General features: G+C 59.9%; 26 protein-coding genes. All 26 read right to left on the bottom strand.

Annotated elements, in window-relative coordinates:
- Position 1: 1 nt before the first annotated feature.
- Positions 2-970 carry a flagellar motor switch protein FliM gene (gene fliM / locus ACWKV5_RS07360; RefSeq protein ID WP_007948914.1) on the bottom strand — a complete coding sequence of 323 codons (969 nt, stop codon included), beginning with the start codon at positions 968-970 and terminating at the stop codon, positions 2-4.
- Between the two features lie 9 nt (positions 971-979).
- Positions 980-1,477, bottom strand: a complete 498-nt coding sequence (fliL, locus tag ACWKV5_RS07355) for a flagellar basal body-associated protein FliL (RefSeq protein WP_483840762.1) — start codon at positions 1,475-1,477, stop codon at positions 980-982.
- Positions 1,478-1,700: 223 nt separating this feature from the next.
- Positions 1,701-3,089 (bottom strand): flagellar hook-length control protein FliK, encoded by a 1,389-nt coding sequence (locus ACWKV5_RS07350; RefSeq protein WP_483840761.1) that lies wholly within the window; start codon positions 3,087-3,089, stop codon positions 1,701-1,703.
- A gap of 105 nt (positions 3,090-3,194) precedes the next feature.
- On the bottom strand, positions 3,195-3,542 hold the full coding sequence (locus ACWKV5_RS07345; RefSeq protein WP_483840760.1) for an Hpt domain-containing protein: 348 nt from the start codon (positions 3,540-3,542) through the stop codon (positions 3,195-3,197).
- 30 nt (positions 3,543-3,572) lie between these two features.
- Complete coding sequence (locus tag ACWKV5_RS07340) at positions 3,573-5,279, bottom strand: ATP-binding SpoIIE family protein phosphatase (RefSeq protein ID WP_483840759.1); 1,707 nt, start codon at positions 5,277-5,279, stop codon at positions 3,573-3,575.
- Between the two features lie 5 nt (positions 5,280-5,284).
- Complete coding sequence (locus ACWKV5_RS07335; RefSeq protein ID WP_483840758.1) at positions 5,285-5,590, bottom strand: STAS domain-containing protein; 306 nt, start codon at positions 5,588-5,590, stop codon at positions 5,285-5,287.
- A gap of 81 nt (positions 5,591-5,671) precedes the next feature.
- Positions 5,672-6,121: a flagellar export protein FliJ gene (fliJ, locus tag ACWKV5_RS07330; protein ID WP_123434038.1), complete on the bottom strand. Its 450-nt coding sequence runs from the start codon at positions 6,119-6,121 to the stop codon at positions 5,672-5,674.
- Between the two features lie 6 nt (positions 6,122-6,127).
- Positions 6,128-7,486 carry a flagellar protein export ATPase FliI gene (gene fliI / locus ACWKV5_RS07325; protein ID WP_123434037.1) on the bottom strand — a complete coding sequence of 453 codons (1,359 nt, stop codon included), beginning with the start codon at positions 7,484-7,486 and terminating at the stop codon, positions 6,128-6,130.
- Complete coding sequence (gene fliH / locus ACWKV5_RS07320; protein WP_483840757.1) at positions 7,476-8,276, bottom strand: flagellar assembly protein FliH; 801 nt, start codon at positions 8,274-8,276, stop codon at positions 7,476-7,478. Before fliH ends, fliI begins: the two co-directional genes overlap by 11 nt.
- 7 nt (positions 8,277-8,283) lie before the next feature.
- Positions 8,284-9,303, bottom strand: coding sequence for a flagellar motor switch protein FliG (gene fliG / locus ACWKV5_RS07315; RefSeq protein ID WP_007894195.1), 1,020 nt, complete (start codon positions 9,301-9,303; stop codon positions 8,284-8,286).
- Entirely contained in the window at positions 9,296-11,083 is a 1,788-nt protein-coding gene (gene fliF, locus ACWKV5_RS07310) for a flagellar basal-body MS-ring/collar protein FliF (protein WP_483840756.1), read from the bottom strand. Before fliF ends, fliG begins: the two co-directional genes overlap by 8 nt.
- A gap of 14 nt (positions 11,084-11,097) precedes the next feature.
- Positions 11,098-11,427 carry a flagellar hook-basal body complex protein FliE gene (gene fliE, locus ACWKV5_RS07305; protein WP_008072611.1) on the bottom strand — a complete coding sequence of 110 codons (330 nt, stop codon included), beginning with the start codon at positions 11,425-11,427 and terminating at the stop codon, positions 11,098-11,100.
- 263 nt (positions 11,428-11,690) lie between these two features.
- Entirely contained in the window at positions 11,691-13,076 is a 1,386-nt protein-coding gene (locus ACWKV5_RS07300; RefSeq protein WP_483840852.1) for a sigma-54-dependent transcriptional regulator, read from the bottom strand.
- Between the two features lie 5 nt (positions 13,077-13,081).
- Complete coding sequence (locus ACWKV5_RS07295; protein ID WP_483840851.1) at positions 13,082-14,287, bottom strand: sensor histidine kinase; 1,206 nt, start codon at positions 14,285-14,287, stop codon at positions 13,082-13,084.
- A gap of 128 nt (positions 14,288-14,415) precedes the next feature.
- A complete protein-coding gene (locus tag ACWKV5_RS07290) occupies positions 14,416-15,891 on the bottom strand; it encodes a sigma-54 dependent transcriptional regulator (RefSeq protein ID WP_123434034.1) in 1,476 nt (491 codons plus the stop codon).
- Positions 15,892-16,065: 174 nt separating this feature from the next.
- Positions 16,066-16,362 carry a flagellar protein FliT gene (gene fliT, locus ACWKV5_RS07285; RefSeq protein ID WP_046032823.1) on the bottom strand — a complete coding sequence of 99 codons (297 nt, stop codon included), beginning with the start codon at positions 16,360-16,362 and terminating at the stop codon, positions 16,066-16,068.
- Positions 16,363-16,372: 10 nt separating this feature from the next.
- Positions 16,373-16,768 carry a flagellar export chaperone FliS gene (gene fliS, locus ACWKV5_RS07280; protein ID WP_027922350.1) on the bottom strand — a complete coding sequence of 132 codons (396 nt, stop codon included), beginning with the start codon at positions 16,766-16,768 and terminating at the stop codon, positions 16,373-16,375.
- 128 nt (positions 16,769-16,896) lie between these two features.
- Entirely contained in the window at positions 16,897-18,303 is a 1,407-nt protein-coding gene (gene fliD, locus ACWKV5_RS07275; protein ID WP_483840755.1) for a flagellar filament capping protein FliD, read from the bottom strand.
- Between the two features lie 82 nt (positions 18,304-18,385).
- The gene (locus ACWKV5_RS07270; RefSeq protein WP_483840754.1) at positions 18,386-18,751 is read right to left on the bottom strand and encodes a flagellar protein FlaG; all 366 of its coding nucleotides are present in this window, start codon (positions 18,749-18,751) and stop codon (positions 18,386-18,388) included.
- Between the two features lie 74 nt (positions 18,752-18,825).
- Positions 18,826-19,677 carry a flagellin domain-containing protein gene (locus ACWKV5_RS07265; protein ID WP_483840753.1) on the bottom strand — a complete coding sequence of 284 codons (852 nt, stop codon included), beginning with the start codon at positions 19,675-19,677 and terminating at the stop codon, positions 18,826-18,828.
- A gap of 254 nt (positions 19,678-19,931) precedes the next feature.
- The gene (locus ACWKV5_RS07260) at positions 19,932-20,201 is read right to left on the bottom strand and encodes a hypothetical protein (protein ID WP_483840752.1); all 270 of its coding nucleotides are present in this window, start codon (positions 20,199-20,201) and stop codon (positions 19,932-19,934) included.
- On the bottom strand, positions 20,198-21,490 hold the full coding sequence (locus ACWKV5_RS07255) for a motility associated factor glycosyltransferase family protein (RefSeq protein ID WP_483840751.1): 1,293 nt from the start codon (positions 21,488-21,490) through the stop codon (positions 20,198-20,200). The genes ACWKV5_RS07260 and ACWKV5_RS07255 overlap by 4 nt, the downstream gene beginning before the upstream one ends.
- 96 nt (positions 21,491-21,586) lie before the next feature.
- On the bottom strand, positions 21,587-22,513 hold the full coding sequence (locus tag ACWKV5_RS07250; RefSeq protein WP_483840750.1) for a ketoacyl-ACP synthase III: 927 nt from the start codon (positions 22,511-22,513) through the stop codon (positions 21,587-21,589).
- A gap of 227 nt (positions 22,514-22,740) precedes the next feature.
- On the bottom strand, positions 22,741-23,793 hold the full coding sequence (pseI, locus tag ACWKV5_RS07245; RefSeq protein WP_483840749.1) for a pseudaminic acid synthase: 1,053 nt from the start codon (positions 23,791-23,793) through the stop codon (positions 22,741-22,743).
- Positions 23,786-25,291: a UDP-2,4-diacetamido-2,4,6-trideoxy-beta-L-altropyranose hydrolase gene (gene pseG / locus ACWKV5_RS07240; protein WP_483840748.1), complete on the bottom strand. Its 1,506-nt coding sequence runs from the start codon at positions 25,289-25,291 to the stop codon at positions 23,786-23,788. The genes pseI and pseG overlap by 8 nt, the downstream gene beginning before the upstream one ends.
- Positions 25,288-25,983 carry a pseudaminic acid cytidylyltransferase gene (pseF, locus tag ACWKV5_RS07235; RefSeq protein ID WP_483840747.1) on the bottom strand — a complete coding sequence of 232 codons (696 nt, stop codon included), beginning with the start codon at positions 25,981-25,983 and terminating at the stop codon, positions 25,288-25,290. The genes pseG and pseF overlap by 4 nt, the downstream gene beginning before the upstream one ends.
- Position 25,984 lies beyond the last annotated feature (1 nt).

The raw sequence follows: 25,984 nt of genomic DNA, 5'->3' as shown, positions 1-25,984 counted from the left end.
GTCAGCGGCGCTCGATCGGCTCGATCACCTGCAACGCGAGGTTGCCTTTGTGCGAGCCCATCTTGACCTTGAACGCAGGCACGCCATTGGCGCGCATGATCATTTCTTCCGGCATCTCGACCGGGATGATGTCCCCCGGCTGCATGTGCAGGATGTCGCGCAAGCGCAACTGGCGACGGGCAACCGTGGCACCGATCGGCACGTCGACATCCAGCACGTCCTGACGCAGGGCGTTGACCCAGCGCTCGTCCTGATCGTCGAGGTCCGACTGGAAACCGGCGTCGAGCATTTCGCGCACCGGCTCGATCATCGAGTACGGCATGGTCACGTGCAGGTCACCGCCACCGCCATCGAGTTCGATGTGGAAGGTGGACACCACCACCGCTTCGCTCGGGCCGACGATGTTGGCCATGGCCGGGTTCACTTCCGAGTTGATGTACTCGAAATTCACTTCCATGATCGCCTGCCAGGCTTCCTTCAAGTCGATGAAGGCCTGCTCCAGCACCATTCGCACCACGCGCAGTTCGGTCGGGGTGAATTCACGCCCTTCGATCTTGGCGTGACGGCCATCGCCGCCGAAGAAGTTGTCCACCAGCTTGAACACCAGCTTGGCGTCGAGGATGAACAGCGCGGTACCGCGCAACGGCTTGATCTTGACCAGATTGAGGCTGGTCGGTACGTACAGCGAGTGCACGTATTCGCCGAACTTCATCACCTGCACACCACCGACGGCAACGTCCGCCGAGCGGCGCAGCATGTTGAACATGCTGATGCGGGTGTAACGGGCGAAACGCTCGTTGATCATTTCCAGGGTCGGCATGCGTCCGCGGACGATGCGATCCTGGCTGGTCAGGTCGTAGCTTTTGACGCTGCCGGGTTCAGCAACGTTATCGGTCTGTACCAGACCATCGTCGACGCCATGCAACAGCGCATCGATCTCATCCTGGGACAGCAGGTCCTGCACGGCCATGTCGTGTTCCTACTGCAGTACGAAATTAGTGAAAAGCAACTGTTCGATAACCACTTTGCCGAGTTCTTTCTGCGCCACTTCCTGCACGCTGGCCGTGGCCTTCTGACGCAACATTTCCTGGCCAACCGGCGTGGCCAGGGTGGTGAAATCCTGGCCGGAGAACAGCATGACCAGGTTGTTGCGGATCACCGGCATGTGCACTTTGAGCGCTTCCAGATCGGCCTGGTTGCGGCCCTGCATGGTGATGCTCACCTGCATGTAGCGCTGACGGCCATTCTGGTTGTAGTTGGCCACGAAGGCCGGCGCCATGGGCTCGAAAATCGCGGGCTGCTTGCCGACCACTGCGGTTTCCGCCGCGACAGGCTTGCTCTGGGCGCTGTGCATGAAGAACCAGGTCGCCCCCACGGACATGCCGATCGCCAGCAGCAAGGCCACCACGATCAAAACAATCAGCTTGATCTTGCCTTTGGTTGCGGGGTCTTTTACTACTGCTTCGCTCTTCGCCATGCCAATAATCCGTCACTATTCGGGTTTTCACAGTCGCTCGGCAAGGCAAGAGCAAGTGTTATGCCAGAAGTGTCGGGAGGGCGCTGGGCGGGGATTTCAGGGACACCACAAACAAATGTAGGAGTGAGCCTGCTCGCGATGAGGTAGCAACATTCAACCTCTTCGTTGACTGTTACACCGCTATCGCGAGCAGGCTCACTCCTACAATGGGTTTTGCGTTTTATCAGGCGTAGTAGTCGACGGCGCTGGTACCGATCACGCTGGTAGCGGCTTGCGCCACTTCAGCCACGGTCGGCGCGAGCTCTTCATCCATCGAGTCGACACGACCACCGGCGGCATTGGTGCGACCGCCCTGCCCCTGCTGCGCCTGTTCCTGGCCCTGTCCTTGCCAGCCGCGAGACTGGTCGGACACGTTGACGTCGACCTGCCCCATGCCCTGCTGTGTGAACATGTCACGCAGGCGATGCATCTGGCTGTCCAGCGCTTCGCGAACGCTTGGATGGGCGCTCATGAAGGTCACCTGGGTCTGTTGATCCGGAACCATGTTCACCCGAATATCCAGACGCCCCAGTTCGGCCGGTTGCAACTGAATGTCGGCCGCCTTGAGATTGGCGCTGGAGAGGTACATGACCCGGTTGACCACTTCTTCGGTCCAGCCACTCTGATGCATGGCGATCGGCTGATTCACCGGCAACGCGTTGGCTGTTTTCGGCGTGGCCGCTTGAGTCAACGCCGCCAGACGGTTGGCGAAGTCATCGACACGGGTATCACTGCTGGCGGATTTCAGGTCTTTCAGGCCGTCATCGATCAGGCCGCTGAACGCCTTCTCACCGTCCTGACTGGTACTGTCCTTGTCGACTTGCACGTCGAGCATGCTCGCCATACCGGCGGCAAAGTTCTGCGCCGAAGTCAGTTCGCCGTCAGCCTGGGCCTGGGCCGCAGAGGCTTTGGGCTGGGACTGGCTGGACGCGGACACGTGACCACTTTGCTCCATGGCCAGGCGTACCGCCGGCAGGGCGTCGAGCGGATCGGCTTCAGGATCGAAATCACTGTCGGCGGTTGCAGCGGCTGGCGCAGCAACAGTTTGCGCAGGCGCAGCGGCCATCGTCGCCGCAACGGGTGATGCAACGGGTGGTTGCGCGGTAGCAACCACGGGAGCAGCGGGCTCGACGGGCGCCGCGATCACCGGCTGCACGGCCGCCATCAAGGCAGGATCAAGGGACGGATCGAGGCTTGGGTCGACGGGCGCGGTGTCGACCACTGGCGTCTCGGACGTATCCGGCGCGGCATCGTCAGCGACTGCATCCTCGGCCGGCGCCGGCTTTTCGGCGGGCAAGGAATTGCCGCTATCGGCAACCGCAGGTTCCGGGGCGGCAGCCTTGTCGCTGGTGACGTCTGTCTTCGCAGTGCCTTGCGGCGCATTGTCAGTCGCCGGCTTGGCCGGTTTTTCAGCGACCACAGCAGGCTTGTCCTGAGCCTGATTGGCGTAGACCTCAGCGAAGCTGGACGCCTTGTCCCCTGGCTCGGCAGCCACCGCCGGGGTATTGGCGGACGCGGCAAGCGTCTTGGCCGCTGTGCTGGCCTGAAGAAGTGAATTGGGGGTAACGGGCATAAAACGGTCTCCGCTGCACTGGGATCGTAGGTACAGTTGAGCGAGATGACTGCAAGGGTCGAGCCAGGTTTGACCATCCGCCGCCAAAAGCGCCGGATGGTCAGATTACTCGGAGAGAGAGCGCTGTTTTTCCGCCTCGTAAAGCGGGCGGACGATGGCGAATTCGCCGTCGATTTCCCCCACCAGTTTTTCAATACCCGTGAGGCTTTTTTGCTTGGCGCGCTGTTCCAGCTCATGGCACAACTCAGCGAGCCGAATGGCCCCCATGTTGCTGCTGCTGCCCTTGAAGCTGTGGGCAGCATTCATGAGCTGGGCGGCATCCTCAGCCTTGCGCAAGACGCGCAGACGCTCCTCGGAATCGGCGATGAAAGTATCCAGCAACGTTGGATACTCATCCTCCATGACTTCCTGCAACGCATTGAGTACGTCGCGGTCCAGATGTGTGTCAGCCACTTGCTCACTCCTTGATCAAGAATGGGTGAATTATGCCAGAGCCTCCCAGAAAAACTCTACGCGCGCACTCCGACCATCGTCGGACCAGCTCGCGTTACGACTCAACTGGCGGACGAGGCTGATACCACGCCCCGACAGACGGACGCCATCAAGGGGCCGATCCAGTACACGCGCCACGTCAAATCCCTGGCCACTGTCTTCAACCCGAATGACCAGGCAACCGCCGCTGCCTTCTGGCGTGACCTGCAAATGCACCCGCACAAAACCGTCCTGCAACGCCTCCATCCGCTCATTGCGCTGCTGGTAATAGCGTGCGAAACCCGACGCATCGCGCTTGAGGCTTGAGTCGAGCCCCAACACGCCGTGCTCCAGCGCATTGGAGTACAGCTCGGCGAGCACACTGTAAAGCGCGCCGCTTTGAGCCCGCAACCCGTGGACCTCAAGCAGTAACTGCAAAAGATACGGCAGCGGATTGAAGCGCTTGAGGGTCTCGGCTCGAAACTCGAAATTCACCGACCAGTCCAGCGGGCAGGACTGGCCGCTGTCGGAGTACACCAGCGCTGGCGGCGTCAGTTGCGTCGCCTCCAGCAAACTGACCTCGACCATGCTCACATCATCGCGGGCCTCCCCGCCAAAATTCCGCAGGGCCTGCTCGATTTCCCCGAACAGCGCGTCAGGCTGACGATTGGCTGCAAACACCTGTTGCAACCGGTCCACGCCAAACAATTGCTCATTGCCATCGCACGTGTCGATGACCCCGTCGGACAACAGGAACACGCGATCCCCGACGGCCATCGGGAACACTTCGGTGCGGTCGTTAAAGGTTTGCGAGCTCAGCACGCCCAGCGGCAGATGGCGCGCTTTGAGCGGCTTGCGCTCCCCCGTAGCGATGGTGTGCAGATAACCGTCCGGCATTCCGCCATTCCAGACCTCCACCGAGCGACGCTGAAAACTCAGGCTCAGTAACGTTGCGCAGCAGAACATGTCCACCGGCAGGATGCGTTTGAGCTTGGCGTTCATCTCGCGCAGGGTTTCGGACAGACCATAGCCCTTGGCGGTCATGCCATAGAAGACTTCAGCCAATGGCATGGCGCCCACCGCCGCTGGCAAACCATGGCCGGTGAAATCCCCCAGCAGCACGTGCATGTCGCCCGCCGGGGTAAAGGCAGCCAACAGCAGATCACCGTTGAACAGCGCGTAAGGCGATTGCAGGTAACGAATGTTCGGCGCACTCAGGCAGCCGGAATGCGCGACCTTGTCGAAAACCGCCTTGGCCACCCGCTGTTCATTAAGCAGATAGTCATGGTGCCTGGCGATCAGGTCGCGTTGCTGCAACACCGTGGCCTGTAAGCGGCGCAAGCGATCCATCGCCTTGATCTTGGCGGCGAGGATCACCGGGTTATAGGGCTTTGCCAGAAAGTCGTCGCCGCCGGCCTCCAGGCATCGGGCCAGGGCTTCGCTTTCGGTGAGCGAGGTCAGGAAGATGATCGGCACCAGGGTTTCCCCGGCGAGCAGCTTGATCTGCCGCGCGGCCTCGAAACCGTCCATCACCGGCATCATCGCGTCCATCAACACCAGGTGCGGTTGCTGCTGACGAAACGTTTCGACCGCCTCGGCACCATTGGCGGCGGTCAGCACGTTATGGCCCTGGCGGCGGACGATGCTCGACAGCAGCATGCGATCGGCCGCGCTGTCTTCGGCGATGAGGATCGTCAGGGGTTCGAGCGATGGAGACATAGCGGTCACGCTACGTCGAAAATCTGTTCAAAGTTGGAGATGGCGAGAATTTTTCGCACATCGGAATTTGCGTGGGTCAACTTGATTTCCGCATTCTCGCCGCCAGCGTGATCTCGCAAAAGCAACAGCATGCCGAGCGCTGAACTGTCGAGATAAGTGGCGTCCTTCAAATTGACTTCGAAGGATTCGGGTTTTGGCTCAAGATTTTCGTACGACTCACGAAATTCCTGATGCTTGGCGAAATCGAATCGTCCCTTGATCGAAATCGTCAGTTTTTGCCCATCTTGGGACACTTCTGAAATGACTGACATTTAACGGCTTCCTTGTCATTGGCTAACGTGCTGTACAAGGTTTAGCACTTGGTTGGAAGGGGAGCAAGGCCGGACGATTGTTCAATATGGATCATGTCTGGGCAAGCGCTGCGACAATTCATCGAGCAATTTCTGCTCGCGCTTGTCTTCCAGCTGCCGTGCCTCGTCCATGTAGCGCTGTACAAGTTTTCGCAAGCCTTCGACACGGGCGAACGCCTGCTGCCAGGTATCACGCGCCTTGTTCAGGTTGTTTTGATGCCAGTTCAGGCTCTGTCGCTGCTGATCGATGGCCGTACCGAGTTGCGCCAGGAAGCCCTGATACCCCAGCAACCACTGGCCGGAAACGCCACTGCTGCCGCGCACGATCCATTGTTCCTGGTATTCGAGGCGAAAGGCTTCAAGGTCGGCGAGCTTGCTTTCCGCGACACGCACCTGGCCCTGAAAATGCCCGAGGCGCATGACCGCGGCTTTCTCGGCCTTTTCGGCCATTTCCACCACGGGTGCCAGGCGCGCGGCTCGGCTCAGTGCCATGGCCGGTTAACCGCCTGCTGCGGGGGCGAAGATGGAAGCGAGATGATTGACGCTGGCGCCCATGCCGATGTTGTCGTTCAAACCCTGACGCAGGTAAGTGACCATGGCTGGCTGGAGGGAGATCGCGGTGTCGGTTTCACGATCACCGCCCGGCACGTACGCGCCGACGCTGATCAAGTCGCGACTCTGCTGATAGCGTGACCAGTACTGCTTGAACATCTGCGCGCGGGCCATGTGCTCAGGGCTGACCACCGACGGCATGACCCGGCTGATGGACGCTTCGATATCGATGGCCGGGTAATGACCTTCTTCAGCCAGACGCCGGGACAACACGATGTGGCCGTCGAGTACGCCTCGCGCGGCATCGGCAATCGGATCCTGTTGGTCATCGCCTTCGGACAACACGGTGTAGAACGCCGTGATCGAACCACCGCCCTTCTCGGCATTACCGGCGCGCTCCACCAGTTTTGGCAACTTGGCGAATACCGACGGCGGATAACCCTTGGTGGCCGGCGGTTCGCCGATGGCCAGGGCGATTTCCCGCTGGGCCTGGGCGAAACGGGTCAGGGAATCCATGAGCAACAGGACGTTCTTGCCCTTGTCGCGAAAATATTCGGCGATCCGCGTGCAGTACATCGCCGCCCGCAGACGCATCAACGGCGCATCGTCCGCCGGCGACGCCACGACCACGGAACGCTTGAGCCCTTCTTCACCGAGGATGTGCTCGATGAATTCCTTAACTTCACGCCCCCGCTCACCGATCAGCCCGACGACGATAATGTCGGCCTCGGTGAAGCGCGTCATCATGCCCAGCAGCACCGATTTACCCACACCGGTACCGGCGAACAGCCCGAGCCGCTGACCGCGACCGACCGTCAACAACCCGTTGATCGTTCGAATGCCGACGTCCAGCGGTTCGCTGATCGGTTCGCGCTTGAGCGGGTTGATGGTGGGGCCGTCCATCGGCACCCAGTCTTCAGCTTTCATCCCGCCCTTGCCGTCCAGCGCACGACCGGCGCCATCGAGCACTCGACCGAGCATGCTCATGCCCATCGGTAAGCGACCGGTATCGGCGAGTGGAACCACACGGGCACCGGGCGCAATACCCGCGACGCTGCCGACGGGCATCAGGAAAACTTTGCTGCCGGAGAAGCCCATCACCTCGGCTTCGACCTGCACCGGGTGATAGCTGTCGTCGTTGATGACCATGCAGCGACTGCCCATGGCGGCGCGCAAGCCTTCAGCTTCGAGGGTCAGGCCGACCATGCGTAGCAGGCGGCCTTCAAGGATCGGGGCGCCGGCCAGTTCCGTGGCCTCGGCGTACCCGCCCAGGCGTTTGGCGAAGCTGGTGCGGTCAAGGCGCATCGGGAGCGTCCGGTTCCGGCTCGGCAGCAGGCTTTTCGTCGACCGGCACTTCCAGACTCAGATCCGGCGCCGACGGATGCAATGCTTGATCGTGCAGTTGATCGAGCAACTTGGCCATGACTTGGGCAACGCGGGTCTCGACGGTGGCGTCGATGCGACTGTGTTCGGTTTCAACCCGGCAACCGCCAGGCAACAGCGACTCGTCTTCGACGATGCGCCAGGTTTCTTCGTGGCGCTCGCGCAGGGCTTTGACTTGTTCGAAGTCCTGCGGATTGATGTACAGGCGCACATTGCCCGCGCCCAGCGGCAGGAGCTTGAGCGCTTCACGCATGACGTGTTCGATCTGCGTCGAGTCGATGGCCAGTTCGCGCTGGATCACCTGTTTGGCGATGTGCTGCACGAGGTCGACCATGGACCGCTCAATGAAAGTGTCCTGCTCGGCGATAGGCTCGAAGAGGTTGACCATCAGTTGCTCAAGACCGGCAATCTTCGGCGCCAGCGCCGCTTCCGCTTCCTGGCGAACCTTGAGCGTGGTGCTGTGGAACCCTTCTTTCTCGCCCACGGCGAAGCCTTCGTTGTAGGCTTCCTGGCGAATCGCTTCGAGTTCTTCGAGGGTCAGTGGCTGGACTTCATCCAGCGGCACTTCTTCCATCTCCGGCGGCTCGGGCTCAGGTTCTGGCTCGGGTTCCGGGACGAAAGGGTCGAAACTGGGCAGCGCCCAGACGTCGAAGCCGGCAACGTGCTTGCCGCGAATCAGGTCGGTCTGGGACTCATCATGTTTGGACGACATAGTGACCTTAGATCATCTCTTCGCCGCCCTTCCCGCCGAGAACGATTTCTCCGGCTTCGGCCATACGGCGGGCAATGGTGAGGATTTCTTTCTGCGCGGTTTCCACGTCGCTGACGCGCACCGGGCCTTTGGCCTCGAGGTCGTCGCGCAACAGTTCGGCCGCCCGTTTGGACATGTTCTTGAAGATCTTTTCCTTGACGCCTTCGTCCGAGCCCTTGAGGGCCAGCACCAGCACATCGGAGGACACTTCGCGCAGCAATGCCTGAATCCCGCGGTCGTCGACATCGGACAGGTTGTTGAACACGAACATGAGGTCTTCGATCTGACCGGACAGGTCTTCGTCGACTTCGCGGATCGAGTCCATGAGCTGACCTTCGATCGAGCTGTCGAGGAAGTTCATGATGTCGGCCGCGCGCTTGATACCACCCAGGGTGGTGCGCGAGGCATTCGAGTTGCCGGAGAACTGCTTCTCGAGAATCTGGTTGAGTTCTTTCAGGGCCGCTGGCTGCACGGTATTCAGCGAGGAGACCCGCAGAATGATGTCCAGACGCACCTTATGGTCAAAGTTGCCGAGCACTTCGCCGGCCTGATCCGGGTCGAGGTACGCGACCACGATTGCCTGGATCTGTGGGTGCTCGTAACGAATCACGTCGGCGACGGCGCGCGGTTCCATCCACTTCAGGCTGTCGAGGCCGCTGGTGTTGCCCCCCAGCAGGATGCGATCGATCAGGCCGTTGGCCTTGTCTTCGCCCAATGCCTGGGTAAGCATTTTGCGCACGTAGTCGTCGGAGCCGACGCCCAGGCTGGTCTGGTCGCCGACGATGTCGACGAACTCGCTCATGACCTGTTCGACTTGCTCACGGTGCACGTTGCCCATCTGGGCCATCGCTACACCCACGCGCTGGACCTCTTTAGGCCCCATGTGGCGCAACACCTGGGCAGCATCGGTCGAACCGAGGGACAGCAGCAGAATCGCGGCTTTGTCGACCTTGGTCAGTTTGGCGGCAACGGCTCGGTTATCACTCATCTGCGTTAATCCACTCTTTCACGACCTGGGCCACGCGACCCGGGTCTTCTGCCACCAGACTCTTGATTGCATTCAACTGTGCGTCATAGCCTTCGCTCGGGCTCGGCAGCAGGATGCTTTGCGGGCCGCCGAGGCTGACGCGGTCGTTGGCCAGCTCGCCATCCAGGCCGCCCATGCCACCCAACTCGACGTCGCTGCCAATGCCGGCCAGCTGTTTGCCTTTGCCGCCACCGGTGATGTTGTTGAGCACCGGACGCAGCACGCCGAACACCAGCACCAGGATGAACAAGACGCCGAGCACTTGCTTGACGATGTCCCAGAACCACGGCTGCGAGTAGAACGGAATGTCGGCAATCACTTCACCGCGTTCTGCGGAGAACGGCATGTTGATCACGCTGACGCTGTCGCCACGGCTGGCGTCGAAACCGACTGCGTCCTGCACCAGGCGAGTGAAGCGCGCCAATTCATCGGCGCTCCACGGCGCACGGGTGGTTTCGCCGTTGGCCGCGTTGACCTTGACCTGATCATCGACCACCACCGACACCGACAGGCGATTCAATCGGCCCTGCTGTTGCTTGGTGTGGCTGATGGAACGGTCGAGCTCGAAGTTCTTGGTGGATTGTTGACGTTTGTCCGCCGGGTACGGCGCCAGCATTGGCTGACCGGTGGCCGGGTCCATGATTTGCTGACCGTTGGCATCGATCAACGGCTGGCCTGGCTGCACCATGCCGGCCGATGCGGTCGTGCCACCAGTGGTTTGCGGCGCCGAGGCTGGCGACGGTGGCTGGTTGCTCAGGGCACCCGGCACACCTTGCGGGCCATTGCTGGCGGTGCGTTGTTCGTTGACCGACTGCTCGCTGCGCAACGCCGGTTGATCCGGGTTGAACTGCTCGGAGGTCGACTCGACGGCGCTGAAATCGACGTCGGCAGACACTTCGGCTTTATAACGATCGTTGCCCAGCACCGGCTGCAGGATGTTGTGCACGCGCTGGGTCAGCATGGTTTCCATGCGACGGCTGTAATCGAATTGCTTCCCAGCCATGGTCAGCTCGGAGTTCTCCGCCTGATCCGACAGCAGGTTGCCCTTCTGGTCGACGACGGTGATCTGCGATTTGCTCAGCTCAGGAACACTGGTCGCGACCAAGTTGATGATCGCAATCACCTGACCCGGTTCCAGCGAGCGACCGGAATACAGCTCAACCAGAACCGAAGCGCTTGGCTTGCGTTCATCACGCACGAACACTGAGCTTTTCGGAATCGCCAGGTGCACGCGGGCACCCTTGACGTTGTTCAGGCTGGAAATGGTCCGCGCCAGTTCGCCTTCGAGGCCGCGACGATAACGGGTCGCCTCCATGAACTGGCTAGTCCCGAGGCCCTGGTCCTTGTCGAGGATTTCAAAGCCGATGTTGCCGTCGCTGGGAGTGACACCAGCCGCCGCGAGTTTCAGTCGCGCACGGGACAAATCATCGGCCTTGACCAACAAGGCGCCAGAGTTCGGTTCAACGGTGTAAGGAATATCGGCGGAGGCCAGGGTGTCCATGACCTGCTTGGCGTCCATACCGGCAAGGCTGCCGTACAGAGGCCGGTAGTCCGGCTGCTGCGACCACAGCACCACGGCAAAACCAATCGCCACGCTCGCAGCCAGGCCGACCAACAGGCCTACCTGACGCAGCATGGTCATCTCGGAGAGGTTTTCCAGGAAGGACAACCCGAACAGCGGCGGTTTGCCGTCTATTGGGGTGGCCTTGGCCGGAACGTTATCGGCGACTGCTTCTGCCATGACTCAATTCGTCCTTAAACCGGCATCTGCATGATGTCTTGGTAAGCCTGAACCAGTTTGTTGCGCACTTGCGTCAACGCCTGGAAAGACACGCTGGCCTTCTGTGAGGAAATCATCACGTCCGTCAGGTCGACGCCGCTTTTGCCGATCTCGAAGGCACTGGCCAACTGATTGGACGCCTGCTGAGTGTCGTTCACTTTATTGACGGCTTGACCGAGCATGTCGGAAAAGCTGCTGCCACCCAATTCAGGGACTGCGGCAGTCGATTTCGGCGCAGACATGGCATCCATTTGCATGGAACGCATATCCAGCATCAACCGATTAAATTCAATACCTTGGCTCATGATCTACTCTCGTTGGCGACCCGCAATTTTTTGACACTCACTCGGCGGGTACTGAGGTGTTAGCAACAAGGGTGCCAGCTCCGCGATTGCCCTACACAAAAGCCCTTCTCGCTTCGCCTGAACCCTGACTCACCGCAAAACCCATGTGGGAGCGAGCCTGCTCGCGAAGGCGATGTGACAGACACACAGATGTCGACTGACACTCCCTCTTCGCGAGCAGGCTCGCTCCCACAGTTTTGGATTGATGTTGCGAGTGTCAATTTTCAGGTAGCGAACAGGTACGCTTCGACGTCCATGCCGGCATCACGCATCTGCGCCAGCTTGTAGCGCAAGGTGCGCGGGCTGATGCCCAGGCGTTCGGCAGCCTCTTTGCGACGACCACGCTCGGAGCGCAAGGTGTCGATGATCATCTGGAACTCTCGGCGCCGCAGGTCATCGCCCAATGCGCCAGCCGATTCGGCATCCACCTCGACCGCTCGCAACGGTGCGGCTGCCAACGTCGGCAACGGCGCACAGGCCACCGGCCCGGACAGGCAGAAATCCTGCGGCTGGATCAAACCACCCTGCTGCAGAATCAACGCACGCTGGATCGCGTTGTCCAGCTCACGCACGTTGCCCGGCCATGGATAACCGATCAGGCACGCCTGCGCCTCGGGCGACAGCTTCGCCGCTGCGTGCTTCATTTTATTGACGTGTTTGGCCAGCAGTCGCTCGGCCAGCGGCAGGATGTCGGCGGTGCGCTCGCGCAGCGGACGCCAGGCCAGCGGAAACACCGACAGTCGATAGTAGAGGTCTTCACGAAAACGCCCCGCCGCCACTTCACCGGCCAGATCACGGTTGGTCGTGGCGACGACCCGAATGTCCAAGGTGATGGTTTTGCGTGCGCCAACGCGCTCGACTTCACGCTCCTGCAAAACCCGCAGCAACTTGGCCTGCAGCCCGAGGGGCATTTCGGAGATTTCATCGAGCAGAATCGTACCGCCGTCGGCTTGCTCGAACTTGCCGGCCTGCGCAGCGATGGCGCCGGTGAAAGAACCTTTTTCGTGGCCGAACAACGTGGCTTCGAGCATGTTGTCGGGAATCGCGGCGCAGTTGATCGCAATAAACGGCTGACTGGCCCGATGGGAATGCTGGTGAATGTAGCGGGCCAACACTTCTTTACCGGTGCCGGACTCGCCCGAGATCAATACCGTGGAATCGCTGCGCGCCACTCGGGCGGCCAACTCCAGCAATTGTGCACTGGCCGGTTCGAACGCAACCGGACCTTCGCCCTCGGCCGTACCGAGATTGCCCAACGCATGACGCGCGACCAGATCCAGCAAGGCCTTGGGCTCGAACGGCTTGACCAGGTAATCCGCTGCACCCTGGCGCATCGCATCGACTGCGCGCTCGACGGCGCCGTGGGCGGTCATCAGCAATACCGGCAATTGCGGCTGCCGCGCCCGCAACAAGCCAAGCAACTGGTGCCCGTCCATGCCCGGCATATTGACGTCACTGATCACCAGATTGAACGCCTCGACGGCGACTGCCGCCAGCGCGTCCTCGGCCGAACCGACCGCCTTGAAATCGTGCCCCGCCAGCATCAGCGTATCGGCCAGTGCCTCACGTAGCGCGCGGTCATCCTCAACCAGTAGAACCTTGATTGCCATGCCTTTCATTCCGCTCCCTGAGCGCCGGGTTTGTCACCCGAAAAAAGCGGCAGGACCACCTGCGCACAGGTGCCACGACCCGGCCGCGAGCGCAGTTGCAATTCGCCCTGATGCGCACGGGCCACTGCCTTGACCACGGTCAGGCCCAGGCCGGTGCCGGTGGTCTTGGTGGTGAAAAACGGCTCACCCAGACGCGCCAGCACCGCGCTGTCGATACCACTTCCGCTATCGCTGACGCACACATGCAGATTCTGTCCGCGGGTGTACAGGTGAACTTTCAAACGAACATCACCGGCACTCGCCTGAATCGCATTCTCGATCAGGTTGAGAATTGCCCCGATCAGCGTGTCGCGATTGCACAGCAACTCGCCGGCATGACTGTCGCACTGCCAACGCACTGGCAAGTCCTGAACATGGGTCAGCGCCGCCGCTTGCAGTGATTGCATCAGCTGTTTGGGCGTGACGCGATCGGTCAGCGGCAGCTCGCCGCGAGCGAACACCAGCATGTCGCGAACCTGATGCTCCAGCTCATGCAGGCGCTCTTTCAGGCGACCGGCAAAACGCTGTTGCGTGGCGACCGGGAGTTCCTGCTCGGTCAAGTGACTGGCGTATAGCAAAGCGGCCGACAACGGCGTGCGAATCTGATGCGCCAGCGAGGCGACCATTCGACCCAGGGAAGACAAGCGTTCGTGACGGGCCAATTGGTCTTGCAGATGGCGGGTTTCAGTCAGGTCGTTGAGCAGCACCAACTGACCCGGTTCGGCATCCAGCGAGCGAGTGGCGATCGACAGGCGTCGACCGTCCTTGAGCGAGATTTCATGACCGTCGTCCTTGCGAGGCGCAAAGCAACGAGCGATGACGTGACGCCAGAGTTCGCCTTCGAGCGGCAGTCCGAGCAACTCACACGCTGCCGGATTGGCTTCGCGCACGATGCCTTGGGCATCGATGACGATAACGCCGCCAGGCAACAGGTCGAGGAGATTTTGCAGACGATTGGCCAGGCGTTCTTTTTCCGCCAGCTCTTGCATGCGCTGGGCACTGACCACGGCCAACTCGCCCTTGAGCTCGGTGACCCGGGCTTCAAGCATGCTGTAGGAATCGGTCAGTTGACTGGACATCTGGCTGAACAGCGCAAACGCCTGCTCAAGGCCAAGCCGGCTTGCCTGCTCTACGGACGACGGTTGTCCCGAAGCGTCAGGGACAGGAGACATCTGGGCGGCTTGGGGCATCGTGCTCTCTCGCTTGGCTGACCGTCAGTTAAACGGAACGTTGCGAGGGACGTAGCAATACCCGTGCCTAAAAAAAACCGCCCAAAAATGAAGGACTTGAAAAACAGGCGTCAATCATCCGCCTGTTCGTCTCCATCGCGACGGCTCATGCCGTACTTGCGCATCTTTTCCACCAGCGTGGTGCGACGAATCCGCAGGCGTTCAGCTGCGCGTGCGACGATGCCATTGGCATCATCCAGCGCCTGCTGAATCAGGCCCTGCTCCAGACCACCGAGGTAGTCCTTCAGGTCCAGGCCTTCGGGCGGCAGCATGGCGTTGGCGGTGAAGTCCGGGGTGTGACCGTTGATGGCCACCCGTTCTTCCAGATCGCTGCGCAGGCTGTCGACCAGTTGCTCGTCTTCGTCGTCGACATAGCGGAATTTCTTCGGCAACTCGACCACGCCGATCACCCCGTACGGGTGCATGATCGCCATGCGCTCCACCAGGTTGGCGAGCTCGCGAACGTTGCCCGGCCAGCCGTGACGGCACAGCGACATGATCGCTGCCGAGTTGAAACGGATCGAACCGCGCTTCTCGTGCTCCATGCGTGAGATCAATTCGTTCATCAGCAACGGGATGTCTTCGACGCGCTCGCGCAGTGGCGCCATCTCGATCGGGAACACGTTCAGGCGGTAGTACAAGTCTTCGCGGAAGGTGCCGATCTCGATCATGCTTTCGAGGTTCTTGTGGGTCGCGGCAATGATGCGCACGTCGACGCTTTGGGTCTTGTTGCTGCCCACGCGCTCGAAGGTGCGCTCCTGCAGCACGCGCAGCAACTTGACCTGCATCGGCAGCGGCATGTCGCCGATTTCATCGAGGAACAATGTGCCGCCGTTGGCCAGTTCGAAACGTCCGGCACGGCTGGTGATCGCCCCGGTAAAGGCGCCCTTCTCGTGGCCGAACAATTCGCTTTCCAGCAACTCGGCCGGGATCGCCCCACAGTTGACCGGCACGAAGGGCGCGTCACGACGCTTGGAGTGGTAGTGCAAGTTGCGCGCAACCACTTCCTTGCCAGTGCCGGACTCACCGAGGATCAGCACGCTGGCGTCGGTGTCGGCCACTTGCTGCATCATCTGACGGACGTGTTGAATCGCCCGGCTGGTGCCGACAAGACTGCGGAACAGATTGGGTTCACGGTGACGACCGCGCTCACGGGCCTGGTCGTACATCTCGCGATAGACCTGGGCACGGTGCAGGGAGTCGAGCAACTTGCTGTAGCTGGGCGGCATTTCGAGGGTCGAAAGCACTCGGCGACGCTGGTCTTCTGGCAGGTCAACGGAAGAATTATCGCCCATTAACAAAACCGGAAGGAACTCATCCCAGGTTGCGAGTGTCTTTAACAAGCCCGTAAGTGCGCCAGGAGCATTGACCGTCCCGATCAGGACACAGATCACTTCACGACTTGATGACAAAGAGCCGACAGCCTGCTGCCAGTCATGGCTTCCGCAGGGTAAATTTTCTTCACCGAGAAAATTTAAAATCACCGCCAGGTCGCGGCGGCGGACGCTATCGTCATCAATCAGCAGAATTTTGGTTTCACGCCACATGCAATAGCAACTTCCCTAGTCAACTCAATGCCCAAAAATGATGGGGCAAGCTAGACGCTTGCAGACACATTCTGCCTGTACTCGCCTGAAATCTGGAACCAGCCACTAGTTAAGTCAAAAAACCGTGCACAGTCAAATTTATGGCGCACTATGTTTGGATTAACCGAGGATTAATTAACCAAACAGATGGTAAACCTTTGCCGCGTTCTGTGCTTGATGGATCTGCGACATCTCGTCGACTATCGCTTGCCTCTCCCCCGTCGCGGCCTCAAGCAGCTGCTTGTACACCCCCAGCAACTCCTCAAGGTTGTCGCGCAACGCGGCCTCATCCACCGAAGCCTCACTCAAAACGTCTTCCATGCAGGATCGGCACGCCAGGTCCAACTCACCGATGGCTTCCCAATTGCGCTCGGCCAATGCACCGACCAGGGCTTCGCGGGTGTGTTCGATTCGCTGCAATACAAGACTCATGGTGATCTCCTTAAAACTGCGGACCCGGTGCGGCAATACCATCCCAACCGTCTTTGACAGTACGAAGCAAATCAGCGACTTCGTCGAGAATCTTCGGGTCGGTCTTGATGTTGGCTTCAGCCAGACGCTTCATCATGTAGGCGTAAAGGTTGTCCAGCTCACCGACGGTTTCGATGGAGTTCTCAAGGTCCAGACCTTCACGCAAACCACCGATGATGCCGATGGCCTTGCCAATCAAAACACCCTTGTTCGGAATGTCTTTGCGCTCCATGGCGCCTTTGGCCTGGGCAATACGGTCCAGGCCACCTTCCATCAGCATCTGTACCAGTCGATGAGGGCTGGCTTCGGAAGTTTGCGCTTGAGCGCCAATCTTCTGGTATTGGCGAAGGGCTAACATTGGATTCATGTTGTACCTCATCAAAATTCTGTAGTTCGTCTAACCAGTGTATCGACGACGCGTCAAAAAACTTTAGATTCAAATGCAAAAAGCCCGGAGCGCTTGAAAACGCTGCCGGGCTTTTGGCGTTATGCGTGTTACGAGTTCTTCTGCTGCGCGGCCATGGCCTCGAACATCCCGGTGATGTTGCTGGCGGTTGCCTTCAACTTACCGACGAGGGTATCCATGTCGTTGTACTTTTTGGTCAGTACTGCGGTCAGTGTTTCGACCCGACGATCCAAGGCAGCCTGATCAGCCGTCAGCTTGGTTTTGGTCACATTCAGGTTGGTGGTGCGAGTGTCGAGAATGCCACCGGTGTCGGTGTATGGCTTGATCACATTGTTCATGCGATCGAGCAGACCGTTGGTGCCGGTGAACAGGGTCTGGACTTCGCCACCGAGCTTCTTGTCGTTCATCGCAGCGGTGAACTTGGTACCGTCGAAGTTCAGCGCACCGGTCTTCTGGTCCGTGGTGATCCCCAATTGCGAGAGCACGGTCAGCTTGTCACCGGCACCGGTCTGCGACAACGGAGCACGAATGGCGGCCAGCAGCGAACGTGGCAACGGGTCACCGGTCAGCGCAGCCGGTACGGTCGGCTTGCCATCGTCGTCCAGGGACGGCTTGGTCAAGGACGTCACTGCGTTGGCAACAGCGTTGTAGGCGTCGACGAACTTCTGGATCGATGCTTTCAGGCCATCGTTGTTGGTCGCAACGTTAACGGTCGATGTACCGGCGCCAGTCAGAACCAGGCTCAGGCCGGAGATCGACTTGTCGATGGTGTTGGACTTGCTGGTCATCGCCAGGCCATCCACCGAGAACACCGCATCCGCAGCCAGGCCGCCAATCGCACCCGAAGAGGTTGCGGTCGGTGTGCCGGCCATTGGGGCTGTGCCGTCGATAGTCAGCTCAGGGATACCGGTGGCGGAGATATCGGAACCTGCACCGGTCGTGGTCGAACCCAACACCAGGCGCGAACCGAAGCTGTCGGTCACGATGTTGGCGCTAAGGCCACTGGCCTGGTACTGGCTGTTGATCGAGTCACGCACCGATTGCAGCGTGGCGCCCGCACCGACGGTCACCGGGTAGCTGGTGCCGTTCTGGGTGATGGTCAGCGTGCCTGCCGTGATCGGACTGGTCGCGCCGCCGGCAAAGGCCGCGGAGGCAACTTTCGACGAGGTGGCAAGGCTGGTGACTTTGACCACGTAATTGCCGGCAACAGCGGTGTTGCTGGACGTAGAGGTCAGTACTTTGGGGTCGGAGGACGTTGCCGAATAACCCGTGAACTGAGGAGTGGTCGTGCTGCCCAGATCGGTGAGTGCTTTCTGGAACGTGGCCAGCAGCGACTTCAGCGTACCAATCCCGGAGATGCTCGCCGTGTTGGTCGTGGTCCCACGGTCGATCTGACCTTGTTTGGCCGCTTTGTCAGCGTTGACCAAGGCTTTGACGATAGCACCGGTATCAAGGCCTGAACCTAAACCCGTGCCCGGTAAAATTGGACTTGCCATGTGGAACTCCCTTCAGTGTGTCGCCGGTCTTTTGACCACTACAACGCCCAAAAGAACATAGCAACAAAATTCGTGCCAGCTGTCAGGCTTTCGCGCTGAACAACAAGCTGCTTGCATCATTCAAACTATTGGCCAGTTTCAAGACTTCTTCGTTGGGGATCTGGCGAACCACCTCACCCGACTCACTGGCAATGACTTTTACGACGACTTGTCCTGAAGGCTCATCAATCGAGAACTCCAGGTTACGCTTGACCGACTGAACGAATTTTTCAATTTCCTGGACGGCCATTTTCAGCTTGTCCTGTTCAGTTTCGGCAGTCTTGCGTGCTTCCTTGACGTCGACCACTTTCGCGGGCTCCGCTCGAGGCTTTTCCGCAGCCTTGTCGACAACCGGGGTCGCGTGCTTGGCCGCCGGATAAGACAAGTTCAGCTTCACGCTCATATCCATGTCCATCACCTCTAAAAGTAAAAAAGCGAGAGGGCACGACCAGCGCACACCCCTCGCCAAAACTCAATCAGCTATTACTGAAGCAGTTTCAGTACAGCGGATGGCAGTTGGTTGGCCTGAGCCAGAACTGCGGTGGAAGCTTGTTGCAGAGTTTGTTGCTTGGTCAGCTGTGCAGTTTCAGCAGCGAAGTCGGTATCTTGTACGCGACCCAGTGCAGCACTGGCGTTTTCGTTGATGTTTTGCAGGTTGGAGATGGTGCTGGTCAGACGGTTTTGTGCAGCACCGAGGTCAGCACGCGCGCTGTTGATGGTTTGCAGAGCGGCGTCGATTCGGGTCAGAGCAGCGGAGAACGAAGCCTGAGCGGTAGCCGAGCTGTTACCAGTGATCTGCAGGGTAGCGGAGTCAACGGACAGGGTTGCAGCGCCGAAGCCGGAAGCCAGGGTCAGAGTGATCTGGTTAGCCGAACCGGTGTTGGAACCAACCTGGAAGGTCATGGTACCAGCGGTACCGTCCATCAGGTTCTTGCCGTTCAGGTTGGTGGAGTTGGCGATACGAGTCAGCTCGTCCGACATTGCCGCGAATTCTTTGTTCAGGGCGATACGGTCTTGAGTACCGTTCGAGTCGTTTCGGGACTGAACAGCCAGTTCACGCATACGCTGCAGAATGTTGGTCGATTCCTGCATCGCGCCTTCAGCGGTCTGAGCAATCGAGATACCGTCGTTGGCGTTTTTGATAGCCATGGTCTGACCGCGGATTTGCGAGGTCATACGAGTGGAGATCTGCAGGCCGGCGGCGTCGTCTTTAGCGCTGTTGATTTTCAGGCCGGAAGACAGACGAGACATCGAAGTCGACAGAGCGTCGGAAGCGCGGTTCAGGTTTTTCTGAACGTTCAACGATGTAACGTTGGTGTTTACTGTTAAAGCCATGACGAATTCCTCGTTGGTTGGGTACTGCGGCTTCCGGCCCTGGCAACCGCCGGGTATGGCCTAGAGAACCTTCGTAATAGTTATCGTCGCCAATGCAACTTGCTTTAGGGGATTTTCAAAAATATTTGCCATCACGTTGCCACCCCCCGGAAATCAAGGGGTTGGCGGCGATGCGGTAGCGAAAAAATGACGTCAGGGATCTGTCGGCGACGGGATTGGCGAGAGCTCGCCTGCACCGACAGAGGGGAAATTGCTTAAAAGGACAGGCTGTCGGTCAGCAACTCGACCAGTTCGTATTCCAGATAATCCGCCAGCGCCAGCCAGTTCTGCGCCTCCTGGCACGCCAGCATCTGTCCAAGGACAAACGTCCACTGCTGCTGAACATCCTGTGCCTGTGAATCGAACGTCGGGTGAATGGCACCGACCAGCTCGGTCATCGCCAGCCCGGCTTCAACATCACGCCCCAGGCGGAACAAGGTGGCGCACCGCTGCGCCTCGACAATAAAAGTTTCACGAGTGCTCATGAGGCAAGCTCCGGATGAAAAACGGTCCCGGCGATCATCGCCCCTGCCCGGCTGCTGTTATAGAAGCGCACCTGCGGATGGCCAGCGATGAACCGCTCCAGCTCACACAGATAGCTGCGGAAATTGAGCTGAGTCTTGATGCGCTGCCCGTGACCATCCAGCACCCAGTGTTTGGCGGCGCCCAGTTGCGGTCCCAGGTCACCATCGTTCCAGCCAGCGTGGGTCTTGTCGCCGGGGAAAGCGAAATCGGCACCGAACAGGGTAATCTGCGTCGCGCCCATCTTCACCGCCAGGTCGGTTGCCGGATGAATTACGCTACCGCCCACATACAACTCGCCCCTGGGCAATTGCGCACGCAACGACTGGTAGATCGGACTGGCTGAGTAACTGCCATGACGCGTCCCCTGCCAGGCTTCAAGCACCAGCGGGTCGAGCATGGGCATGTACACCAACGTGATGTCGGCCGTGTCCTCCGGCGGCAAGTGCCGGGCCGAAATGCGCTGGTCGATGCTGACCACCACATCGGGACGGATGCCATGCTTGAGCAACGGGCGAAAAGCGGTGTCGACGCAGATGAACAACGGCCGCTCAGCCTGGCTGCGAATTGCGCGCAAGGTCTCGAAATGCTGTTCCAGGCTCGGGCCGGTGGCAATCACAAACACCTCCTGGCCGGGACGAGTACCAAACAATTCGGCCACGTCAGGATCGGTTTGCACCAGTGACAGACAAGCCTGCAAGCGCTCGATGATCTCAGGCGACTGCGGGTCGAACTCGCGGTTGTTGAAGGCCAGGTGAGTTTCGCTGATCAGGCGATCACGAATCTTCGCGCTGAAGTCATCTGCCAGGACCAGCTCAGACGGCAAGGCAAAAAACGGCAGTCTGATTTCCGCAAGATCACCGGCATACAGCAACTCGACTCGTGGATCGCTGAGCCACGGCTGCTGATCGAGCAATTGCAGCACCAGGTTGAACACCGCACCGTTGAGGATGTGCACGTACAAGCGCTCAAGCCCGGCGCGCTCAAGCAACGCCGATTGCAGATCGCCAAGCCCCGTGCCGTACACATGCAGCACCGGGCTGTCGAGCGGCAAACTGTCAGCCTGAACCCTTGCCTCGCGGCTGCGATCATGGCGACTGGTCAATTGAATGCCGTTGATGCTCAACGTCGAGCCCAGGCCTTCCACCAGATCCGCCTGCAACAGGCTCGTGTCTTCCACCAGCAAGCGCACAGCCAATGCCGGCCAGCGTTGCTGGATGACATCGACGTTGTGCTCAAAGAACTCGCTCATGCCGCCTCGCTAATTGTCCGGGCAAAAAAATAGCGCTCAAGATTACACCTTGAGCGCTTTTTTTGTGTCTGGCTTTCTTTGACTGACGCGTCGCCGTCAAGGGCGATAGATGATCGCCGAACCCCACGACAAGCCAACGCCGAAACCACTCAGCGCTACGCGCTTCCAGGTGGAGTCCAGTACGTGTTTTTCCAGCAGCAACGGAATGCTCGACGACACGGTGTTGCCAGTCTCGACCATGTCCTTGAGGAACTTCTCCGGCTCGCCTTCGAAACGGCGTGCCACCGCATCGACAATCGCCGCACTGCCCTGGTGAATGCAGAAGGCATCGACATCGTCAGCGGTCAGTTGCGAATCGGCCAGCAGTTCATGCAAATGCGCCGGGACTTTGAGCAACGCAAAGTTGAACACCTGACGACCGTTCATGAAGAACACACCATCGGTGACTTTCAGGTGTGGCGCACCGGAACCGTCAGTGCCGAACTTGGCCTTGCCCAACTGCCACGGAGCGTTTTCGCCCATCCAGGTCGCGGTGGCGGCATCGCCGAACAGCATGGTGGTGTTGCGGTCTTCCGGGTCGACGATCTTCGAATACGGATCAGCGGTGATCAGCAGGCCATTCTTCAGGCCGGCGGCTTCCATGAAGCCCTTGATCGCGTAGATGCCGTAGACGTAGCCGGAGCAGCCCAGGGAAATATCGAACGCGGCCACGGTGGTGGGCAGGCCGAGCTTGTCCTGAACGATGGCGGCGGTGTGTGGCAGGCCTTCTTCGTCACCGTTCTGGGTGACCACGATCAGCACATCGACCGCTTCACGTTTCAAATCCGGGTTGTTGGCGAACAGCGCATTGGCTGCTTCGACGCACAGGTCCGAAGTTTCTTGCGCATCGTCTTTGCGTGGCAGGAAGGCGGAACCGATCTTGCCGAGGATGAATTCTTCATCCTTCTCGAATTTTGCACCTTGTGCGTAATTGTCTATGCCGGCTACAGGAACGTAGCTCGCAATGCTTTTTATGCCAATCATTACGGCTTCCCAATAATAAACAGCCCAATACCACCGCTCGCAAGGATTCGAGGGCGCCGACAAACAGAGAAAATCGTCGCCCCGTAGCCGCGACGGCGGGAAGAATAAAAGGCTATCACTGGGCCAGAAACAGGCCAGGCGCCACCTTCCCGATTAATACAATACAGTGAAGATGCGCGTTATGACTCACAGGTCACTCTATTTTGCCGAATCAAACCGATAAGGTGTTATTCGACCAGCGACCAGTCCAGCGGGGTTCCACGCGTGATGGCGTGGCGGGCGCGGCGGCCCAGAAGGGTTTCAGCGTGCTTGGGGGCCAGCCCCAGACCCGGACGGATGGCGCGCAGATTGGCCGTGGTGAAGGGCTCACCGGCGGCCATGTCCTGGGTGACATAAAGCGAGCGACGGTACACCAGGGATTTGCGCTCGGCTTCAGTCACGCCGTAATGCACCTGGCCCATTGCCTGCCAGGCACGCTCGGTCTCGACGACCAGGCTGGCCAGTTCCGCCGGTTCCAGGGAGAAACTGGCGTCCACACCACCGGCCGCACGGTCGAGGGTGAAATGCTTCTCCACCACTGTCGCCCCCAGCGCCACCGCGGCCACGGACACCCCGACACCCATGGAATGATCAGACAAACCGACCTGGCAACCGAACAATTCACGCAGATGGGGAATCGTGCGCACATTGCTGTTGGCCGGGGTCGCGGGATAGGTGCTGGTGCACTTGAGCAACACCAGGTCCTGGCAACCGGCCTCTCGGGCCGCGCGCACGGTTTCATCGAGTTCGGCGATGCTGGCCATGCCGGTGGAGATAATCAACGGCTTGCCCGTGGCGGCAACCCGGCGAATCAGCGGCAGGTCGGTGTTTTCGAAACTGGCGATCTTGTAGGCCGGCACGTCTAGGCTTTCGAGGAAGTCGACGGCGCTGTCATCGAACGGCGTGGAGAATGCCAGCATCCCCAGTTCCTTGGCCCGGGCGAAAATCGGCGCATGCCATTCCCATGGGGTATGCGCTTTCTCGTACAAGGCATACAGCGATGTGCCCGCCCACAGACTGTTGGGGTCCTTGATGAAGAACTCGCCTTCGGACAGGTCCAGGGTCATGGTCTCGGCCGTGTAGGTTTGCAGCTTCAAGGCATGGGCGCCGGCCTTGGCCGCCGCTTCGACGATTTGCAGCGCCATGTCCAGCGACTGGTTATGGTTGCCACTCATCTCGGCAATGATGAAGGGCGGCGCGTCAGCACCGATCAAGCGGTTGCCGATCTTGAAACTAGTCATTGCGGTGATCCTTCAATACGCGCGTGAACGCGCAGGCACTCTGGGTGAAACCGGCTTCGCGAAACACTTTCAGTGACGGCTGGTTGGACGGCAAAACCTGAGCGGTGATGGCGGTCAGTTGTGACCAATGACGGCTGACGAATGCCTCGCCCCGCGCCAGCAGCGCCCTGCCCCAGCCCAAGCCTAAACGGCCTTCGAACAGATAAATAGACACTTCGGCCTCAACGCCTCGCCGGTCGTAACGCAGCACCCCCACTGGACCGTCATCCGCCTCGGCGATCAATAACAAACGCTGGTCATTGCTCAGGCTGGCGGTCAGCCAGTTTTGATGGGTTTGTCGGTCAATGACGCCGGTCTCCAGCGACCAGCGCCGTACGGCTTCGGCATTGCGCCCCTCGAACAACAACGTCGAGTCGTTCAGGGTGGCCGGGCGTATCTGTAAAACCGCACCGGCCAATGCAGCCGCCACGCGCTGCGCACCGCGGCCATCGACCAATCGCCGGGAGTGTTCGGCAAGGCTCTGGCGCAACCCTTGATTGTCCGTGACAAAACCCACAGCCTGACGCAGTTGCTCCACGCTGACCTGCTCACGCGGGCCCAGGTAGACATGGGCCCCCGCTGCCGCCATGACGTCGCCATTGGCCTGCTGATTATTCGACACGGCAATGCAAATCGTCGGCAACCCCAGCGCCGCCCGCTCCCAACTGGTGCCACCGCCGGCACCGACAAACAGGTCGGCCTCGGTCATCAATCGGTAGAAGTCGCTGACAAAACTGTGCAAACGCCAGTTTGGACGATCCGCCACCAACGCCTGCATCTGTTCCCAGGCCGGATTATCGGCACCGGCAACAAAATCGACGTCCAGATTGTGGAAATCCACCATCGCCAACATCGCATGGTGCGTCTGCATCGCTGCATCGAAACCACCGAAGTTCACCAGCACCCGTTTGGCCTGCGGTTTGATCTCGATGGCTGCGCAGCAGAACTCATCGCGCAGCATCGCAAAACGCGGGCCGAGCAAGGTCTGGCAATCCGGTGGCAGCAGCGAGGCGTAGGCCGAAGGCGTACCGGACAGGTTCTGATTGAGCAGCAGATCAGCGTCGTAGGTGCGCGTCGCGAGGTCATCCACCACGGCGATCCGGGGCGCCCAGCGCCGGGCCGCGCTCTGCCAGCGATGATCGAGGCCATAGTGGTCGACGATGATCCAGTCGAACGCCGGCTGGTCTTCCAGCGCCTGTGCCAACGCGTCGATGTCCGCTTGCCACGGCAGCATCGATTCGATGGCTTGTTGCGGGTCTTCATCGGGATAACGATCGGGCAGCGCAAACGTTTCGAAGCCCTCGCCCGCCAAAGCGTCCAGCCGATGCCCCGGCAGCAGACGACAGGCGAACGCCACGTGCGAACCCTGCTTGCGCAAGGTTCTGGCCAGTGGCAACAGGCGCGCGATATGGCCGCTGCCAATGGTCGGTGAGGCGTCGGAACGAATCAATACTCTCATTGCACTTCACCGCCGGCTTTCAATGCGGCGTAAAGGTATTCGGCGCGCGTCCAGTCTTCAAGGGTGTCGATGTCCTGCACCAGATGCCGCGGCAGGATCACCGGCAGGCTCGCCGGGGAAAACAGAACGTCGCCGCGCAACCAGGCTGCGCGACGCCCCCAATAGAACTGGCCGGCGTCCTGAAAGGCTTCGGGCAAGTCCTGGGAGCGAGTCGCGCGAAACTCCGGGTAAAGCGAGGTCAGGGCGCCCTCTTCGTCGAGGGTCAAGGCACGCTGCACCGGGAAGCCGAAACTGGCGACGGAAAACGCAAATGACTTGTCCGGATGCCGTTCCAGCAGGTCCAGCCCCTGGCGCAGATACCGCGCTTGCAACAGCGGCGCGGTCGCGTAGATGCAGCAGGCGAATTCGACGGCGGGCAGTTCATTCAAGGCATGAACCACCACCGCCGCCGTGCCGGTGAAATCATCCGCCAACGACGCCGGACGCATGAACGGCACGTGAGCCCCATGCGCCCGGGCAACCTCGGCAATTTCTTCATCGTCGGTGCTGACAAGCACCTGGTCGAACAGCGCCGAATCCAGCGCCGTACGAATCGAGCGAACGATCATCGGCACGCCGTCGAACGGCTTGAGGTTCTTGCGGGGGATGCGCTTGCTGCCGCCTCGGGCCGGAATGATCGCAACGCTGCTCAAG

Source organism: Pseudomonas oplopanacis, assembly GCF_057128725.1.
The sequence above is the reverse complement of the archived record's forward strand: the minus strand, read 5'-3'. Positions and strand labels throughout refer to the sequence as shown.

What these genes read in the sequence shown, in the direction of transcription:
- fliE (WP_008072611.1), bottom strand. Translation starts at nt 11,427, where the DNA reads ATGAGCCAAGGTATTGAATTTAATCGGTTGATGCTGGATATGCGTTCC.
- fliH (WP_483840757.1), bottom strand. Translation starts at nt 8,276, where the DNA reads ATGTCGTCCAAACATGATGAGTCCCAGACCGACCTGATTCGCGGCAAG.
- ACWKV5_RS07350 (WP_483840761.1), bottom strand. Translation starts at nt 3,089, where the DNA reads ATGCCCGTTACCCCCAATTCACTTCTTCAGGCCAGCACAGCGGCCAAG.
- ACWKV5_RS07340 (WP_483840759.1), bottom strand. Translation starts at nt 5,279, where the DNA reads ATGTCTCCATCGCTCGAACCCCTGACGATCCTCATCGCCGAAGACAGC.
- fliT (WP_046032823.1), bottom strand. Translation starts at nt 16,362, where the DNA reads ATGAGTCTTGTATTGCAGCGAATCGAACACACCCGCGAAGCCCTGGTC.
- fliG (WP_007894195.1), bottom strand. Translation starts at nt 9,303, where the DNA reads ATGAGTGATAACCGAGCCGTTGCCGCCAAACTGACCAAGGTCGACAAA.
- ACWKV5_RS07250 (WP_483840750.1), bottom strand. Translation starts at nt 22,513, where the DNA reads ATGATTGGCATAAAAAGCATTGCGAGCTACGTTCCTGTAGCCGGCATA.
- fliL (WP_483840762.1), bottom strand. Translation starts at nt 1,477, where the DNA reads ATGGCGAAGAGCGAAGCAGTAGTAAAAGACCCCGCAACCAAAGGCAAG.
- pseI (WP_483840749.1), bottom strand. Translation starts at nt 23,793, where the DNA reads ATGACTAGTTTCAAGATCGGCAACCGCTTGATCGGTGCTGACGCGCCG.
- ACWKV5_RS07265 (WP_483840753.1), bottom strand. Translation starts at nt 19,677, where the DNA reads ATGGCTTTAACAGTAAACACCAACGTTACATCGTTGAACGTTCAGAAA.
- fliD (WP_483840755.1), bottom strand. Translation starts at nt 18,303, where the DNA reads ATGGCAAGTCCAATTTTACCGGGCACGGGTTTAGGTTCAGGCCTTGAT.
- ACWKV5_RS07295 (WP_483840851.1), bottom strand. Translation starts at nt 14,287, where the DNA reads ATGTCTCCTGTCCCTGACGCTTCGGGACAACCGTCGTCCGTAGAGCAG.
- fliM (WP_007948914.1), bottom strand. Translation starts at nt 970, where the DNA reads ATGGCCGTGCAGGACCTGCTGTCCCAGGATGAGATCGATGCGCTGTTG.
- fliI (WP_123434037.1), bottom strand. Translation starts at nt 7,486, where the DNA reads ATGCGCCTTGACCGCACCAGCTTCGCCAAACGCCTGGGCGGGTACGCC.
- ACWKV5_RS07300 (WP_483840852.1), bottom strand. Translation starts at nt 13,076, where the DNA reads ATGGCAATCAAGGTTCTACTGGTTGAGGATGACCGCGCGCTACGTGAG.
- fliF (WP_483840756.1), bottom strand. Translation starts at nt 11,083, where the DNA reads ATGGCAGAAGCAGTCGCCGATAACGTTCCGGCCAAGGCCACCCCAATA.
- ACWKV5_RS07260 (WP_483840752.1), bottom strand. Translation starts at nt 20,201, where the DNA reads ATGAGCACTCGTGAAACTTTTATTGTCGAGGCGCAGCGGTGCGCCACC.
- ACWKV5_RS07335 (WP_483840758.1), bottom strand. Translation starts at nt 5,590, where the DNA reads ATGTCAGTCATTTCAGAAGTGTCCCAAGATGGGCAAAAACTGACGATT.
- pseG (WP_483840748.1), bottom strand. Translation starts at nt 25,291, where the DNA reads ATGAGAGTATTGATTCGTTCCGACGCCTCACCGACCATTGGCAGCGGC.
- ACWKV5_RS07255 (WP_483840751.1), bottom strand. Translation starts at nt 21,490, where the DNA reads ATGAGCGAGTTCTTTGAGCACAACGTCGATGTCATCCAGCAACGCTGG.
- ACWKV5_RS07270 (WP_483840754.1), bottom strand. Translation starts at nt 18,751, where the DNA reads ATGGATATGAGCGTGAAGCTGAACTTGTCTTATCCGGCGGCCAAGCAC.
- fliJ (WP_123434038.1), bottom strand. Translation starts at nt 6,121, where the DNA reads ATGGCACTGAGCCGAGCCGCGCGCCTGGCACCCGTGGTGGAAATGGCC.
- ACWKV5_RS07290 (WP_123434034.1), bottom strand. Translation starts at nt 15,891, where the DNA reads ATGTGGCGTGAAACCAAAATTCTGCTGATTGATGACGATAGCGTCCGC.
- fliS (WP_027922350.1), bottom strand. Translation starts at nt 16,768, where the DNA reads ATGAATCCAATGTTAGCCCTTCGCCAATACCAGAAGATTGGCGCTCAA.